The sequence below is a fragment of the Lacticaseibacillus boliensis genome (genome assembly GCF_054784775.1).
The window spans coordinates 1-15,947 of sequence record NZ_BAAIHN010000007.1 but is presented as its reverse complement, the minus strand read 5'-3'; the positions used below and the strand labels follow the sequence as shown (position 1 = coordinate 15,947).

Here is a 15,947-nt window from a genome sequence, read left to right as displayed (position 1 = left end):
GTGTCGTCACCGGTGTCGGTCGGTGGCGTTACGCTTTTGGGGCCGCAGTCAGAAGCACAGCGCCTTTCGTGGTCAGCAGACCGGCATCAGCAATCGCGTAAGCGCCATAATCAGTAGTGCGACCCTTAACGTGATCTTCCATGGCAACGGTGAGCGCTTGGTTGATGTTTACGACCAAAGTGTCTGGTGCATCAGCAATCAAAACATCCCCATCAGCTGCACCAGCATCAGGCTTGACCACAATGCCCAAGATGTTACCAACACCGCCTGCGTTCAAATTTGGGACAAACAATGGACGGCCTTGGCCATCGACGATATTTGCCAACTGGTTCCAGATGGTCTTGGAATTAGCATAGATTACAGCCTTGCCAGCAAAGCTGGAGTGGATCCGTGCGAAGGCACTCGTGAGGTCGGTGTATTTGATCTGGTCGGTGTAGGTTGTGACTTGTGGTGTGCCATCTTCTGCCTTAAGCGCAGTCTCAACGCCCAATGGAGAAGCCTTCCCATCACCAGAATGGATAGCAGTGCCCAAAGCTACACCAAGACGATCGCCAAGTTCTTGAGTCAAGAAGCTGACAAAGTCTTCTTCGCCCATGGACTTCATCTTCCAGGAGACGGTAGCCACCTTGTTCAGCTCGAAGCCCTTCAACACAAGTTGGCTGAATGTGTTTTGTTCGTCAGTGGCTTGCGTGTTCTCGTCGACCCACTGAGCATCACCAGAAACAATGCCGTCATGCTTGTTGATGGTCAAAGTGCCGCGAACGTTGTACTTCTTGGCATCAGCAAACAGTGGATACTGTTCTTCGGCAATCTTCCAGATGCCAGCAACCACGGTGTTAGGAATCAACGTCGGCGTATTCCCCGTTTGATGGGTGAAACCTTCGCCAGCGTTCAGCCGCGCATTGGTCTCGTCAAAGATCGATTGCTCAGCGCTGTTCAGGGCGCCACCAAGCATCAACTTGGCCCATGCGTGCTGGTAGCTGGGTGCGTTGTTGGCAGGCTTATTGGTGTCAATGGGCTTAGCTGTCTGCACTGGAGTCAGGTTGGTTGTTGCAACAGTACCCGTCGCCAGATTGACTGGCGCAGCGTTATTCAACGCATTCAGGTCAGCCTGCGCCTTAGCGATATTTTCCCACTTGCTATCCAGTTCCTTAACGTCAGCAGCAATCTTGGTCGCATCTTCGGCCTTGCCGTCCTTAAGCGCGGCGTTAGCTTTGTCCATCAAAGCCTTGCGCTTTGCTAGGTATTGTTCTTTGTTCATAGTGTTTCTCCTTTCAAATTGAGAAGCTGAATTTCGGCATCTAAAAGAGCCAGCCGCGACTTTTCGTCAGCAGTTGGCTCTCGGTATTTCTTAAATTTGTTGAGGGTTGCTAGCGATGGAATATGGCCACCAATGCTGGCCGTCATCTGCATCGTTGCTGGGGCTTTGCCATCACTAAACATCATCTTGTCAGCAAAGCCCTGATCAATAGCTTCTTGCGGTCCAATCCAGTAGGTCGAGTCCATCAGCTTGAGGATTTCGTCCTGCGACTTGCCAGTCTTTTGCATGTAGGCATTGGCCAGAGCATCATTGGACTTTCTCAGCATTGTGCTGGCATCGTCCATCGCGTGATAGTCGCCTTGAGCACCACCAGAGACGTTATGGATCATCATCATGGCCACTGGGGAAATCTGTACCACATCCCCTGCCATGGCGATCACCGATGCCGCTGAATAAGCAGCCGCTGTCACGTTGACGGTGACTGGAGCCTTGTAAGCTCGCAACATTGTGTAAATTTCAGCACCGGCATCAACAATGCCACCGCCTGAACTGATTTCTACTTCGAGATCATCCCCATCGGCTTGATTGATTAAGTCGGAGACAATTCTTGGTGAAGCATAGTCATCACCAAACAGATCGTAAAACCAGCCATATTCGTTGGTCACAATGTCGCCTTTAATCGGGATCACTGTCGTCATCATTATCACCTCCCTTCGATGGGTCGCTCGGTTGCGGATTAGGTTGCTGATTACTGCCGCTGTCGCCAAGCGTGCCAGTGTCCTTGCGCAACAGCATCTTGTCACCGTCAGGAACAGGCGACAAATTGAAGTAGCTGCGGACTTCATTAGGCGACATGGCACCACGGTCCATAAGATTGACCAGCGAAAGCTTAGTCTGCATAGACGCGTAGCTCAGGTCATTAGACTCAAAAATGATTGAGTTACCAAAGGCACGCTGTCGTCGATTAAACAGGCGACTCGTCCACTGCTCCGACATCTGTCGGATAGGAGGCTCAATCTGCGACTCGTACCAGCTAATCCACTGATTTTCGGTATAGCTGGCTTGAATGATCGGCTTGCTGACATGATAAAGCGAATAAATTCGGTCAATTGTGGCCGCACTCTGCTTTTCATTAGGCACAAAGTCGTGCGGCTCTAACTGCGTTGCGTCAGTCTTCGCATCAACACCAGCAGCACCAATACCGCCATCATTTTGAGATGTACTAAGATACGTGCTGACGAACTTCTTCGTATTGGCCTCGATATCTTCTGGACGCAGTGTGGTGTTGAACTTCAGTAACCAACGCACAGCAGCTGAGTTCTTGATTGCATTCACAATGCCTTGATCGGTGGTCGACACAATCTCCATCAGCGGTGCCAGTACGGGACCATTGCTCTCACCAAAAATTTCGTTGGCGTTGTAGTCCTTTCGCAGGTGAATAACCTGCGTATACGGGAACGTGTAGATCTGCCCATTCGGCATGTAGAACTTGAGGTACAAGTTACCCTGATCGTCCTGCAATGCCTCGACACTCGTGGCCACAATCGGCCAGATTGCATTTGGCAGACCATTGCCATCTGTCTGAACAAAGGCAAATGCGTTGTTGTTCAGCTCAAGCTGCGTGATCATCTTCTCCTGCAGCATCTGACCACTCATAATCGGGTTCGGGTCACTCAAGAGGAACGCGATATATGGATCCGGGTTGACTGCAAAAGCGTCACCGGTACCAGACCTGATGTGTTTGGCCACCGCCTTACCAATCGTGGTCGCTTTGACCTCAATTGCTGATCGCACGATATCACTCTCATACACTTTACCGTTCCAGCCAAAAAAGCCGTTGCCCATATCAGTTACCAGCTTGTACTGGCTTGTGACTGGCACAGCTTGATTTTTTCGGTGGAAAATATTGTTCCAAAAAGCCATTGTTTCACCTCCTCTCTATGTTAGATAACAGCGGCATAATCATCCTGCTTGTTGGTTATAACCGTGTATGCGTCCAGCAGGGAAGCCATACCATCAATTCGTTTACGTTGATTGCTACCCTTGTCTGGCTGAATATTGCCGTTGCGGTCAGTGTCGACGTTTGTGTTCGACAGGCACCACTTTAGGATCGGATTGTTGCCATACACGATTCGCTTAGAACGCAGGTCAGCACCGAGCGAATGCATCGGTGCTGAGAGCGTCTTTTTGCCTTGGATAACTGGCTCGAATGTTTTCTCTCCATAGCGGCCTTGCAAATCGCGAACGAAATACTGCGCAGACCAGGCATCGTAACCGCCAGCAAAAAGGTAAATGTCCTGCTTCTTCTCAACTTCTTCGAACCATTCCATGATGTCGCGGTAGTAGACCTTGTTACCTTGGCTCGTGCGCAACAGTCCCTGATCACGCCAGGTCACATACGGGATATTGTCTTCTTGCGCTCGTTGGCCAAGGATATCCTCCGGCAACCAATACATTTGTTCGCAGTAAATGTGATCATCGTCTGGCACCATGAACAGGATGGTCGCGCAGGTAAGGTCAGTCGTCTGTGATAAGTCAGCGCCGGCGATTCCGTAGCGAGGGTGCAGCTTCTTGATATCAAAGGTTTCCTCGTTGTTGAGTTCGTCGAATGTCAGCCAGGCTTCTGTCGATGTTTCACGAATGTTGAAGTCCTTGCACACAAGATTCTTGACCAGTCTGTGGTTGGCCTTGGCTTTCTCGACACGGTTTGCCAGTGCCTTGCGATTCTTGATTTTTCCCAGTCCAGGGTTAGCCATGACCCAGCAGTCCGGGTCTCGCCATTGTTCTCGGCGATCCAGCTCATAGATCAAAAACAGCGAGTGTGTATCGGCGTATCCGCCAACTTGATCATAGCCATTGATGGTCATCTCAGCTTCTTCATAGATCTGGTCATAGATGTCTTCACGGACAGTCCCAGCAGTCGAAGTGATGAAGATAAGCGGCTGCTCACGGGCAGTCACGCCATCTGCCATGATGTTGTACAGGCTCTCACCATTCTTCCACTGGTGAATTTCGTCCATCAGCACTCCGCTGGGGTTGAGACCATCAAGGGTATCAGAGTCGCTAGCAAGCGGCTTGAAGATACCGTCGTTGTAATCTTCTGATGACAGGTCAGCAACGTGGGGCTTGATGCGTTTGGCTAACGCCGGCGACTTGCGCACCATACGGCGAGCCTCCTGCCAAATAATCTTCGCCTGGTCTTTCTTGGTGGCCACGGCGTACACTTCTGGTCCCGCTTCGCCATCAGCAATCTGTAAGTACAAGCCGACACAAGAAGCCAGCAAAGACTTCCCGTTTTTCTTGCCGACAATTAGCACGACGCGTTGATACTTGCGATCACCTGCACCGTCGACAAAGCCAAAAGTAGCTGCAAGCAAAGCCTTTTCCCAAAGTTCAAGCACAATGCGTTTGCCACCAGCGGCGCCCTTGCTTTGGTGGCAATAGTTTTCGGTAAACTCAAGCATGTGGTTGGCACGCCGATTTGAGTAGTAATACTCGGAGTCGTTGTCGTGCAGGTCTGTGGCAAGCTTTTTGTACGTCTTGTAGATCTTCTTACCAACGACTTGAGTGCCGCCATTTTGCACAAAGGTATTCCAATACTCAGTGATGGGGTCGTAATCGTCAGGGTAAGCGATGCGCCGATCGACCCGCACGGTCACTTTGATGTGTGGACGATCAGTCATGCTCACTCACCTCGATCCGCAACGAATTCGTCGAAATCATCATCTTCATGTCCTGGATCCGGCGGCATGATGACCGGCGTCTTCGGTAGTAATGCAAAGAGTTTGTCCATGGCCGCCGTGTAACGATTGATCATTGTGTTGTACGACTTCTGCGATGGATTCTCAATGCGCATGTCCTGCTTACCGTTTTTGAACCGGATCACTGGGCCCTGATTTTTGATGTCATTTTCCAGTAATTGCAGGGTGATGGTCATAAATGCGCAGCGTTGAATCAAGCTGTCAGAAGCTGAAAGCTTTTCGTCAGAGATGCCAGAGGATTTCAACGTGGCCACCAACCGGTCATATTCTGCTTTGATTTTGGCGTCTTGCGTCGCCGTTGCCATTTTGTGGCTCACTTTTATCAACTCCAATCAAAAAGGCCATCCCCCCCTCATACGGGAAAACGACCTGTGTGTTATTCGAAAGTTTCATGCCGTTCCTTATCGGCTAAAAATTTGTGACGACGACGGGGGGAGTGTGTAGCAGGCACCAACTGGCCAGTAGCGTCAAACTGCACGTCAGGTCTGAGTACACCGACCTTTTCAAAGTGTTCTTGCTGGTGGCAATCAAAGCAAAGGTATTCAAGGTTGTCCCAGTTGAGCGTAACGTTTGGATCATTGATGTTATCCTTCGTGATGTAGTGCTTATGGTGGACGATGTAGCCTGGCTTAATGATGCCTCGCTTCAAGCACCGCTCACACAACCCACCAACTGAATCGATATAGGCAGCACGACATTGTCGCCATGCCTTGCTGTGATAGAACGGTTCACTTATCTCTCGTGGTACCATGGCCATCAGTCAACCACCTCACAGATCCATGAACGTCTAAGCAGCCACTGCCAGTCAATGCCAAGCACCCATCGAAGCAGCATATAAGTATAAAGCATTGGCTTATTGATTCTGATGTTGATCATTGTTCTCATGTGCGTGCCTCCTGCCTGCAAACTAATAGCGCCGCTCGTCGCGACGCCACACCGTGGCCACCGTTTTCCGCCGGCGGCTGCTAGAATAAAACTCTTGCGCGCTATCATCTTGTAGTATTTATTATTGTTTTGTCCCACGCGCCTGGGCAATGACGACCAACCTTTTGACAGGCAAGCCGCCTATTAACCGGCGGCAGTTGCGCAACCGTCGGCTCCTGGGAAGGGGTTCCCTCGCCAGCAAATGCCGGCTATGACGACCAGCCCCGTGACAAGCTGGCCGCCTCAAATCATTTGATGCTATAACCATATCACGGCGTAATCAAGATGTCGGCACCACGACGGTTACTCTTTTTTGGAACCATCGGCAGGCAACTCGCGAACATCACCTGGACCAGGTGCATCCCACTTGTCGAGGAACCTCAGCGTGTGCTTGAGTTCGGCATGGATCTTCTTGATTGTCGAGTACGAGTAACTGATGTCATCACAATTGGCGATATCGATCAGGCTCATGCCGTCAACGTACTTGCGCCTAAGTATCTGGTTCTCGATGCCATCAAAGTGACGGATCAAGTCGAGTGTCAGATCTCGTAATTGATAGTCCTCGCTTAACGCCTTGTCGATCTCAGCCAATGCCTCCTCGACCTTGGCTCCGTGCGAGTGCTTTTGGATACGCACATGTGATAGGTCACCATCGAGCCAGCGCTTTAGCTCCACCTCAGTTCGCCGCTTATCAAGCTCAAGGCTAGTGATCTCTTCTTCGTTGGCCAGATAGCTCTTTAGCCAGCTGAAACGTGTCTCAGTGTACTTGCCCACAATGGCCACCCCTTATGCTAAGATTAGGTGTCGAGCTAATCTTAATGGCTACCTTTCGGGGTGGCCTATTTTTGTGTCTAGCCATACGGATGCAAAGTCTTGTCCAGCAATTCGTCAAACGTCATCTTGCCACCATGACTTGCGCGATCTTTTTCACGGTTGATTTTAGCCTCGTTATCGCGGCGCGCTTGCATCATCCGGCGATGCTTCTTTTTGACTGCCGATTTATTCTTACCCATGTGGTGCCTCCTTGATACGTTGGCGGAAATAGATTTTTCCGGTATTCAATCCTCGTACTACGAATGACATAGCTTGTCACTCGGTTCGGGGCCAACCGGCGCAGTTCCAAGCACCACGACGCCAGGCACTTGCGCGTACGTGGTGATGTATGTGACGTACACCTGAAGCCAGCGGCCAGTGTAGTTTTCGCCGTCCCACTCACGCAACGTAAGATAGTCGCCTGTGTGGTAATTTCGGTCGTTCTTGCGAATTTCAAAGTTCTTATTCCCGCGAATTTGCGCGTCAAAAAACTCAGGCGCAATTTTTAGATGGTGTTCAACTGGTTGTACCAAGGTGTCGTCGCCTCCGTTTCATCAGATGGGATGCCGGTAAAATACTCGCCCCAATCATCGTAAGTAATCATCAGTATTGCTCTGACACGAGATGAAAGATGCAATTGCTTTGGAGCAATTCTGCATTTCCACAAGATTCCAAGACTTTTGATTAACTTTGTTTCGTGATGTCTAATCTGCCGAGCACAATATCCAGAGCAATCGGTATCAGTAAAGTCTGGTATAGACTCCCAGTAAAGCATCGCTAACGTATCTTTCGTGATCTCATGCTTGAGCATGCGCGCAATCACTCGTTTTCGATTATTTGCCATGTTCCTCACCTCCGCGTCTCGATGAATCCGATCAGCTCGCGAGTCTCCCAGGCCAGAAATAGGCTGTCTGAGATGTGACGCTTGCCTGGATTACCGAGCGTCTTTAGATCATGTGCGTTCAGAACCTGAACCCGCTTATCAGCATCCTCACGTTTGAAGAAAACTTTTGGATCGAATCGTTGCACTAGTCCTTCATTGACCTTGGCGGCGCAATAAAGTGTGGGAACACGATTCATATAAGGCTTAGTCATGCTCGCCCACTTCCTTTTTAGCTCGTTCGTAACCCATTCGCTTGCGATAGGCAACGTTGCACTTTGGACAGGGCCGAGTAACCATGACGCCTGGCATCGGCATTTCATGGATCACATGCGTGCCATTGCATAAATTGCACAATTAAAACATCTCCAATCTCTTATCTTTGGTGGCTTCAGTGAACTTAATCACGCCACCATTTTTTATTGCTCCACGATACATCCGCGAGATCAGTTTGCTGTTGTATGCCTCATTCAACTGAGCGCTACTCATGTTGGTCGTGATAATCGTGCGTCCTTTTCGTTTGTTCATGATGCCGAACAGGAACTGCTGAACCCAATCTGATGCTTCGCGCTTGGCATAGCGATCAAGGCCACTGTTCATGACCGACTCTGATCCGAGGTCATCGAGTACAAGCAAGTCAGCGTCGCCAGCAAGCGATGTCACATACTCTTCAGTGAATCGGGACTGGTGATCGTTAAACGAGGCCTTGACCAGTCGTGCCGCTTCGTTGATCGACATGAAGATGCATCGCATCTCTGGGTTCGCTGTCGCGTTCACAGCATTGGCGATTGCCATGGCCAAATGCGTTTTGCCCGTCCCGGGCGGCCCCGTCAAAATCGTGTTAGCAAGGTAGTCCTTTTGCAGATACTTGGCCCCAATTCGACGTGCCTGCATCCAGTTTTCGTGAGCTTCCGTACCCGCCGGCGATTGGAAGTTGTCAAAGGTTGCGTCTAGCACCTCGTCGTCATCGAAGATGGAGTCTAGCTTGAGCGCGCCGCGGTGCTCGCGGTGGTATACGCGCTCAGACTCGGCCTTGATGGTTGCCTGCCACTGCGAGTTACGCTGCTCGGCCACACACTTCGGACAAAATGGTTGATGGCCATCACCCTGCAGCAACTGCATGTGAGTGTCGGGGTTGACAGGGCACATCTCAGCCAGCTTTGTCACTTTACGCAACAGTGCGAAGCTAGAACTCAATCCCCCCATACGATTCGCCGCTGCCTTTCGACTTTCTTCCGTCTGGATATCTGCCTGCTTGGCCGCGATCCGCTCCATTGCGTTTTGCAGTTCGTTGTCTTTCATCCGCATCCACCTCCTCAGGCGACTTATACTTCTGCTGCTCCCACCGCCGCAGAACCGAGTTGACGTAAGCATAGCGGCGAACGTTTGAGTCGACCGCAACACCCATGGCCTTGATCAGTAGCGCGTTGGCATTTGCTTCCGTGGCACCGATATCCTGTAGATCCTTGACCCAGTAATCTAGATCAGCCATCGTTTTCGGACTGAGCTGACCAAAACCATTCTGCTCCCAGAACTCCAGGACGTCCTTCCGCGCAGCGGGTGACTCTGGTGGTAGTGGTGGTATATTCTTATCATTCTTAGGTTCTTTAGGTTCTTGTTTATGCACCGAGCGTTGTACTGGGCGTTGTACCGACCCTTGTACCGTTCGTTGCTCTGACCGTTTTCGAGATTCGCCGTCAAACGACTGATAATCCGCGTAGTGAAGGACTTTTACCCTTGTACCGTTCGTTTTCGATTTGGTGAGGGATATCATCTCATCTTCGACCAATAGCCCCAGAAATCTGTCTACCGTTCCACGCGAAGCTCCCCAGCCCGCCGCGAGCTTGGATATACTTGTCAGCCGTTCGCCAATACCTATAGTGATCAGTTTTCCATTCACAAGGACCTTCCGCGGCTCGTGGTTTACCATCATCAGAATGTCCATCCACCACTTGGCATATCGCTCGTTTCCGTTTTCCCAAAGCCAGTTGGCACGGACGGAGCGATAGAGTTTGATCCAGCCTCCGTCTGCCATCTGATCACCTCCCCTTTGATTGAGTCAGGTACCAGTCGGGCGAAGATGGATGCGGGTCGTAGTCGAAGAACTCACCAGGGGTCACATGCAAGTATTGGCAAAGGCTATCAAGGGTAACGTATTGAATCATTTTTACACGGTGATACTTGATTGCAGTTAGCGCATTCCGTGAAAGGCCTGTACCATCAGCGACTTGTGTTACCGAGAGATTCCGCTGGGCAAGCAACACTGCAAAACGATTCCGAATCGCCATATCCTCACCTCCCTGCTACAGTGACTGGAACACCGGTAAGTTCCTTGACAACTTTGGCAAAACGTTTGGGATCACCATTGTTCTTGCTGACGTGGATCAGAGTGATACTTTCGAGATCTGGCGACTTGTTGGCATCGATGAATTTCAGCGAGTCCTGCATCTCAAAGTGACTGTTGCGGATCCGACCAACAAGTTTCGGAATAATTCGCCCGCTATTACGGTTATCATCGATGAGATCCTCAGCATAATTCATTTCCACGATCATCTGAGTGATGTGATTGAATCGATATCGGACGAAGTTTGTGTCTGTGATATACAGCAGCCGTTGTCCTTCGTTGTCATCAAGAAGAAATCCCATCGGTTCCGCTGCATCATGTTCAACTGGGAACCCAGTGATAGTCCAACTGCCCACTTGTTCTGGAACAAATGGCAAGAGAGTATGAATGCGATAGCCAACTTCCAGATCAAGTGCCTTTGCTGTTCCTCGGCTCATGAAGATAGGCATTGTAGCTTCATCGAGAAATTGTTGAATGTATTTTGAGTGGTCACCGTGTTCATGCGTGATCAACATTCCAGCAACTCGGCTAAAATCGAAACCCATGCCTGGTGCAACATGCTTGTATGTGATGCCCGCTTCAATCATGATTTGAGTTTTACCGTCATCGACGCAGTAGCCGTTGCCGCTTGACCCCGATCCGAATACTTTTGTATCAATCAAAACGGATCAGCCTCTTTCTTCGGAGTGGGATCACTAACTGGTTCAGGCTTTGAATCAGAAACAGGTGCAGATTGCACATTTGAGGCTGACTCAGTAACAATTTCGCCATCCTCAGTAACATCTGACACCGGATGAGTAACAGTAGTCGAAGTTTCAGTCAGGGCTTGCGGCTTGGCAATTGAATCAAAATCAACTGAATTGGCATTGTCAGTCACATCTCGACGAGTGGCACGGTAACTTTCGTCGGTAGCTTTTTCGTATTCAGTGGCCACGAACCCATTACTGAAGTCCTTTGGAATCTTATTGACGACATTGTTCCGCATCTTACGAACAATCATCGATTCACGTGCTTGTGGACTGGACCAAGCTGGAGAAATTTTGCCCAAGGCAACCAGTTCTGGATCATCTAAGATTTCATCCAAAGTCATGTCGTCAGCTTTAGTCATGAATTTATCTTTGGCACCACCTTTGTCCCACATCAGGTTCTGAGACACATGTGCCAGCAGATTCTTTTTGACATCCTCGCGTTCACCGATGTAGAAATTAACGTCACCATTGGTCAGTTGCACTGGATAGACAACACGCACGACCTTGCCCTTTCCTGACTCAGTCCATGTAGGAGGCTGAGATTGGATTCCGACGTGCTTTGGATATTCAAATCCGTCGCCTTCTCGCACGGCCCAGAACGGATAAACTTGTTTGACACCTCGACCAAACCGAGCAAGCAACGCGTCATTACCGTCGCCTTCGATACCCATTTCAATTTCCTGATAATATTGGTTGGTTTCTTTGTTCTTGTGACGCCGAGTGATGAAGTAAACTTCACGAGGCTGAGCAGAGGCGTTGACCTGCAATGCAGCAATGGTCAGCAGGTTATTGGTGATGTTGCTTGTGTCAACGTCTTTAAGGGTCAAGCCAGCGTCACTGAGAGTGCCGCTCATGGCCGTCATGGCGTTGAGTACGCAAGTGCGTTGATAGTCGGTCATTTCGATGCCGTTGCCTTGAAGCTGTTGAATGATCATTGGCATGAACATGTCGTTGACCTTTGCAAGGCTTGATTTGTATTGAGTTGATGGTGTTTGATCAGGCATTATGCTTCCTCCTTAGGATCTAAAAACACTTTGTAATCATGGCCGCCGAGATTGGCGTATACGTCTGCTTTGATATCGAGTCGATTGATCCCCCTCAGATATGTCTCAGTGTCGCCTTGAATATCTTCTGGATCATCGAGCATGGTCACGAGCGTGCGCTGCGTGCCAGAAATCGTAAATACAGGAACTTTCATGTTATGCCTCCACTTTCAAATACTTGTCGTCAGTAACTTTGAGACGAATTTGTTGGGCGTCAGTTGGAAAGATTTCAGTCAAGCCTTCTGCATTATCAATAAAGATTGGCGCCTCAACGCCGTGCTTGCGGTCAAGTGCATTGATGATGTCGAGTCCTGCACGCATCCGCGCACCGGTATTCAGGCCTGCGCCATAATCGATACCATCGACTGTGGTCTGCACCGTATCGACCACAGTGCCGTCCTTTTGGGTGTCGAACAGATGGAACTTAACAACTTGGAACAACTCATTGAGCTTGGATTCGATCAGGCCGGACTTAGCGCGGGTGAACTGCTGAAGCAGATAGTCTTGGCCTTCAAGCTCTTGGGCCTTGGCTTTATACTTAGCCTCGTCCTCTTTTAGTTGAGCGATTCGCTCGTCCTGAATCTTGATTTGTTCATACTTGCTGAGATCATTCTCGACGGACTTTAAGCCAGTTTCTTGTTGAGCAAGTTGTTGTTTAAGGTTTTCAAGTTCCACAGCACCAGTTGAATCATCTGCTTGTTCGAGCTTCGTGATTGATTCCTGTTGTCGCTTGTATTGCTCGGTTTGATTAAACGCGGGAGTTTGTTCCTGCTTGTGCTGAAGCTCATCCTGCGAAGCCTGAAGCTGTTTCTCAGCCTCGGATAAATCATTTGAGATATCGGCAAGCGATGCCTGGTTGGAATCGAGATCAAGTTGATGCTTTTCAATATCGGCTGATGCGGTCTTGCCTTGGAAAATTAACCCTGAAAGTTTATCGGAATGTTTGACATTGAATTCCTTGCGAAGCTCATCAGCTTGGCCGTCTGGTAAAGATTGATGACACGTAGGGCAAGTGAGGTCAGCTTCGTTGAAGATAACCTCTGCCTCCTTGTGATACTGATCAAGCAACGAATCGTGCTTTGATTGAGCGGATTCCAACAAGTCCTTGGCACGAGCAACATTTGATTCAAGCAACTGTTTGTTCTGCTTGAGTGTGAAGACGGCTTGTTGCTGGTCATTTACCTGCTTCCGAATGTCGCCAAGCTTAAGTTCTATGCCAGCGTTATACGAAGCTTCGGTCTGAGTGAGCTTCACCTTGAGGTCTGCAATCGCTTGTTGACGCTGGGCATCACCATTAGTGGACTTTGCCAAATTGATCTGCGTTTGTAAATCAGCAATAGATTGATGATACGTGGCTTGCATTTCAGTTAGCTGAGCCTGCGTTGCTTCAGGATGTTGCTTAGCCCGTTCAGCTTCATCGATACGTGCAGGGATACCATCAACTTGTTTCTTGAGTTCTTTGCGCTGATAGGAAATTTCCTTACGCTTGTCATCAACTGACTTACCCTCAAGTACGTTCTTCAGTCCAGATAACTGATTATCGGACTTGATAACTTCATCGTCTTCGACTTCTGGAAATAGCGTCATCAGGATGTCACGTTGTTGAGCTGTCTTTAATTGATTGAACGCGCCTGGAACCGTAAGCAACTTGAACAGTCCCTCATCAATCAAACCGTCAATATACGCTTGATAGTCAGTCAACTTCTTAGGCACATCATCGATGAACAATTTGGTCGTATCAGACTTACGTTCACGGTCAAGCTCACCGCGATGCTGCACCCAATTTTCTTTAAGCTCACGGCGCAACTGGACTTGTTGGCCATCAATTTCAAGTTCGGCTTCGACAATTGGCTCAGCACCCTCAATTTCCTTGCCTTGAGCATCACGAGGCTTGGTCCAAAATTTAGTAGCGCCGTGAGAATCTTTCCCGAAAAGCAACCAGGTAAATGCGTCGAACAAAGTGGACTTACCAGTACCGTTCATCCCATCGATAGTGATATCCGCCCCTTGTGGATCCAGATGGTAGGACTTTATGCCCTTGAAGTTAGTCAGGGTTAGGTTCAGCAGTTTGATCTGCATCTTCATCGCCTCCTGCAATAATTGAGAGTGCGATTGCCAAGCCTTCTAGTCGGCCAGCTACTGCCTCGGTCTTCAATCCAGGTAGCGGATGACGAAGATGTTCAGCCTCGATTAATACCTGATCAGCTATTTTGACGACGTTAGTGCCGTCGATAAATGGTTTCATGCTATAATCTCCTTGTGATTATTGTCTCAGCCGACCAGGGGTGCATCCTTGATCGGCTTTTTGTTGTTTCCGTTTGACGGATAATTTGGTACACTCGATTTGTTAGAAAAGGAGTGGATGTCTTATGACAAAACTTTTGACTAACGTTGATCCAAGATAGTTCCGTTCTACTCAACGTAGCAGGAGCGTCTCAAACTTGTGCTACGTTGTGACTTCGGTATTCCCTGTAGCGACGAACGGTGCCAGCATTGATCATGAGAACACGTGGGAGACCGACTTGGAAAGCTGGCCTAGTAGCCGTAAACAAACCAGTCATTCGCTTCAAGATCAGCAGCATTTGGCATCCAACCACTTCGCACTTCATGAGTTCCCTTAGGCATTAGAATCAGCCGACCGTTTGTATTGGTCGGAATAATCATCGGTCCACCAGGCATCCACGCCATGCGTGCGATGCCTTTTCTTTTACGACGATCGAGAGCAATCGCTTGATTGATATACAGTCCTTGAGATTTCTTCATACTTGAGCCTCCTATGCGTCCAGCCATTCGCTAACATGAGTGGCTAACCAATACACGATTGCACCGACAACGGCGCCGATTATCATGCTTGGAATATCTACTGGGATTCCCATGTGTTACCTCCTGCCCTGCTTGAGTTGCGTGTGCGAGCGCGTTTTAAGATTTCATCGACCCAAGTAATTCATCTATTTCGATCCGATCGTAGAAGCACTGACCAACATTCCGGATGCGATGCAGGCCAGCATCACGCAAGTTTTCCAAACTGCGTGTGCCGTTAACGTACTTCTCGGCCTCTTTGGTGGTCATCCACCGCTTAGCCTTGGATTGATCCTTGGCTAGCTCATCGTGGACGACGCGGCGAATCAGCGGTTCTAGTGCGGCCGCGATTTGTTCCATCCACTCTTGCGGCATTGGTTAAGCCCCCTTGATTGGCTCTCCTTCAAGGGCCTTGTGCAGAAAAAGGTTAACGAAGTACTGTTGACCCTTGCCGGTAACTTTCGGAGTCTTATTGACCGTCACATGCCCATCGGAGTGCGTGATGGCCGTTTCCTTAACCTTGAATAACTTCAAATCCATCGCGCGCTGAGTCGGGCTGTTGTAATCGGCACCCTGACGCTTAATCAAGAACCCGTTCTCTCGTAGCCAAGCAAAGAACCGTTTTGCACCAATATCGATGCCGTTTTGTTTGAGCAGCTTGGCCATGTCACCAACAAGAATAGTGGTTTCACTGATGGATACTGCATCGGCAAAGAGTGCTTTAGGTTTCATCGCGTCATTATCAGCGGTAAGAGCCGCCGTCTTGGCTTGTTCGTCCTTGAGCTGTGTAGCTAAGCCGATGATGAAGTCGGGATTACTTAGCGTTTTTTGGAGTGTTTCAGGCGTCATATAAGCACCGTGCTTGCGGATTGACGGGAGGACTTCGTGTGTCACCCAACGATTGAACCGTTTGGCAGCGGGTTTTCGACTAGCACCAATCAGTTTGTACAGCCCCGGTTCACTGATGAAGTTGGTGCCACCCTGACGCCCTAAGTTAAACTTAGCCCGTTCATCATCATCCAATGAGGACACGGCTACTGTTGTGTTGCTAAGTTCAAGCGCCTTTGCGACGTCTGGCGCGGCAAACCAGATTTGTTCGTCATGGTTCAATGTGCGAACGTCATTGCCCTCAAAGTTAAATAGTTGTGGCTCGTTCATTTCGATTCCTCCTTACTTCAATCCCATATAGTCTTTGACTTTCGCCAAGTTCGTATCTGCCGCCGGGCCAGCGGTCAGCCCTTTTAACCCTGGATTATTCACCTCGGTATTTGGGACATGAAATCGCATCTGGCCGGTCTGAAAGCAACGTTTGGAGCGTTGCGAATACTGACTGAGCGGAGAAGTTGGTGATCGATGCACCACGAACAGACCGA

23 protein-coding genes are annotated in these 15,947 nt (G+C 49.4%); all 23 read right to left on the bottom strand.

Annotated features, from left to right (window positions below):
- Positions 1–28: 28 nt before the first annotated feature.
- A complete protein-coding gene (locus ACYVRB_RS04610; protein ID WP_461213864.1) occupies positions 29–1,261 on the bottom strand; it encodes a phage major capsid protein in 1,233 nt (410 codons plus the stop codon).
- Positions 1,258–1,959, bottom strand: coding sequence for a head maturation protease, ClpP-related (locus ACYVRB_RS04605; protein WP_461213863.1), 702 nt, complete (start codon positions 1,957–1,959; stop codon positions 1,258–1,260). Before ACYVRB_RS04605 ends, ACYVRB_RS04610 begins: the two co-directional genes overlap by 4 nt.
- Positions 1,937–3,184, bottom strand: coding sequence for a phage portal protein (locus ACYVRB_RS04600; RefSeq protein ID WP_461213862.1), 1,248 nt, complete (start codon positions 3,182–3,184; stop codon positions 1,937–1,939). The genes ACYVRB_RS04605 and ACYVRB_RS04600 overlap by 23 nt, the downstream gene beginning before the upstream one ends.
- A gap of 20 nt (positions 3,185–3,204) precedes the next feature.
- Positions 3,205–4,944 carry a terminase large subunit gene (locus ACYVRB_RS04595; protein ID WP_461213861.1) on the bottom strand — a complete coding sequence of 580 codons (1,740 nt, stop codon included), beginning with the start codon at positions 4,942–4,944 and terminating at the stop codon, positions 3,205–3,207.
- A gap of 2 nt (positions 4,945–4,946) precedes the next feature.
- Complete coding sequence (locus tag ACYVRB_RS04590) at positions 4,947–5,327, bottom strand: hypothetical protein (protein ID WP_461213860.1); 381 nt, start codon at positions 5,325–5,327, stop codon at positions 4,947–4,949.
- Positions 5,328–5,398: 71 nt separating this feature from the next.
- On the bottom strand, positions 5,399–5,779 hold the full coding sequence (locus tag ACYVRB_RS04585; RefSeq protein WP_461213859.1) for an HNH endonuclease signature motif containing protein: 381 nt from the start codon (positions 5,777–5,779) through the stop codon (positions 5,399–5,401).
- A 470-nt stretch (positions 5,780–6,249) separates the two neighbouring features.
- Complete coding sequence (locus ACYVRB_RS04580) at positions 6,250–6,720, bottom strand: hypothetical protein (RefSeq protein WP_461213858.1); 471 nt, start codon at positions 6,718–6,720, stop codon at positions 6,250–6,252.
- Positions 6,721–6,797: 77 nt separating this feature from the next.
- Complete coding sequence (locus tag ACYVRB_RS04575) at positions 6,798–6,959, bottom strand: hypothetical protein (protein WP_461213857.1); 162 nt, start codon at positions 6,957–6,959, stop codon at positions 6,798–6,800.
- Between the two features lie 57 nt (positions 6,960–7,016).
- A complete protein-coding gene (locus tag ACYVRB_RS04570; protein ID WP_461213856.1) occupies positions 7,017–7,292 on the bottom strand; it encodes a DUF3850 domain-containing protein in 276 nt (91 codons plus the stop codon).
- Positions 7,265–7,603: a hypothetical protein gene (locus ACYVRB_RS04565; RefSeq protein ID WP_461213855.1), complete on the bottom strand. Its 339-nt coding sequence runs from the start codon at positions 7,601–7,603 to the stop codon at positions 7,265–7,267. Before ACYVRB_RS04565 ends, ACYVRB_RS04570 begins: the two co-directional genes overlap by 28 nt.
- Positions 7,604–7,608: 5 nt before the next feature.
- Entirely contained in the window at positions 7,609–7,854 is a 246-nt protein-coding gene (locus tag ACYVRB_RS04560; RefSeq protein ID WP_461213854.1) for a hypothetical protein, read from the bottom strand.
- Positions 7,855–7,996: 142 nt separating this feature from the next.
- Positions 7,997–8,941, bottom strand: coding sequence for an ATP-binding protein (locus ACYVRB_RS04555; RefSeq protein WP_461213853.1), 945 nt, complete (start codon positions 8,939–8,941; stop codon positions 7,997–7,999).
- The gene (locus tag ACYVRB_RS04550) at positions 8,826–9,674 is read right to left on the bottom strand and encodes a DnaD domain protein (RefSeq protein WP_461213852.1); all 849 of its coding nucleotides are present in this window, start codon (positions 9,672–9,674) and stop codon (positions 8,826–8,828) included. The genes ACYVRB_RS04555 and ACYVRB_RS04550 overlap by 116 nt, the downstream gene beginning before the upstream one ends.
- 4 nt (positions 9,675–9,678) lie before the next feature.
- Positions 9,679–9,927: a helix-turn-helix domain-containing protein gene (locus ACYVRB_RS04545; protein ID WP_461213851.1), complete on the bottom strand. Its 249-nt coding sequence runs from the start codon at positions 9,925–9,927 to the stop codon at positions 9,679–9,681.
- A gap of 4 nt (positions 9,928–9,931) precedes the next feature.
- Complete coding sequence (locus ACYVRB_RS04540) at positions 9,932–10,645, bottom strand: MBL fold metallo-hydrolase (RefSeq protein WP_461213850.1); 714 nt, start codon at positions 10,643–10,645, stop codon at positions 9,932–9,934.
- Positions 10,642–11,736 (bottom strand): hypothetical protein, encoded by a 1,095-nt coding sequence (locus tag ACYVRB_RS04535; protein ID WP_461213849.1) that lies wholly within the window; start codon positions 11,734–11,736, stop codon positions 10,642–10,644. The genes ACYVRB_RS04540 and ACYVRB_RS04535 overlap by 4 nt, the downstream gene beginning before the upstream one ends.
- Positions 11,736–11,930, bottom strand: a complete 195-nt coding sequence (locus ACYVRB_RS04530; RefSeq protein ID WP_461213848.1) for a hypothetical protein — start codon at positions 11,928–11,930, stop codon at positions 11,736–11,738. The genes ACYVRB_RS04535 and ACYVRB_RS04530 overlap by 1 nt, the downstream gene beginning before the upstream one ends.
- A 1-nt stretch (position 11,931) precedes the next feature.
- Positions 11,932–13,854, bottom strand: a complete 1,923-nt coding sequence (locus ACYVRB_RS04525) for an AAA family ATPase (RefSeq protein WP_461213847.1) — start codon at positions 13,852–13,854, stop codon at positions 11,932–11,934.
- Positions 13,820–14,020, bottom strand: a complete 201-nt coding sequence (locus ACYVRB_RS04520; RefSeq protein ID WP_461213846.1) for a hypothetical protein — start codon at positions 14,018–14,020, stop codon at positions 13,820–13,822. Before ACYVRB_RS04520 ends, ACYVRB_RS04525 begins: the two co-directional genes overlap by 35 nt.
- Before the next feature lie 290 nt (positions 14,021–14,310).
- A complete protein-coding gene (locus ACYVRB_RS04515; protein WP_461213845.1) occupies positions 14,311–14,538 on the bottom strand; it encodes a Thoeris anti-defense Tad2 family protein in 228 nt (75 codons plus the stop codon).
- 156 nt (positions 14,539–14,694) lie between these two features.
- Positions 14,695–14,949 carry a hypothetical protein gene (locus ACYVRB_RS04510; RefSeq protein ID WP_461213844.1) on the bottom strand — a complete coding sequence of 85 codons (255 nt, stop codon included), beginning with the start codon at positions 14,947–14,949 and terminating at the stop codon, positions 14,695–14,697.
- A 3-nt stretch (positions 14,950–14,952) separates the two neighbouring features.
- On the bottom strand, positions 14,953–15,732 hold the full coding sequence (locus tag ACYVRB_RS04505) for a phage antirepressor (protein ID WP_461213843.1): 780 nt from the start codon (positions 15,730–15,732) through the stop codon (positions 14,953–14,955).
- A 12-nt stretch (positions 15,733–15,744) separates the two neighbouring features.
- Positions 15,745–15,947: hypothetical protein (locus tag ACYVRB_RS04500; protein WP_461213842.1), on the bottom strand; the 203-nt coding region annotated here is incomplete at its 5' end.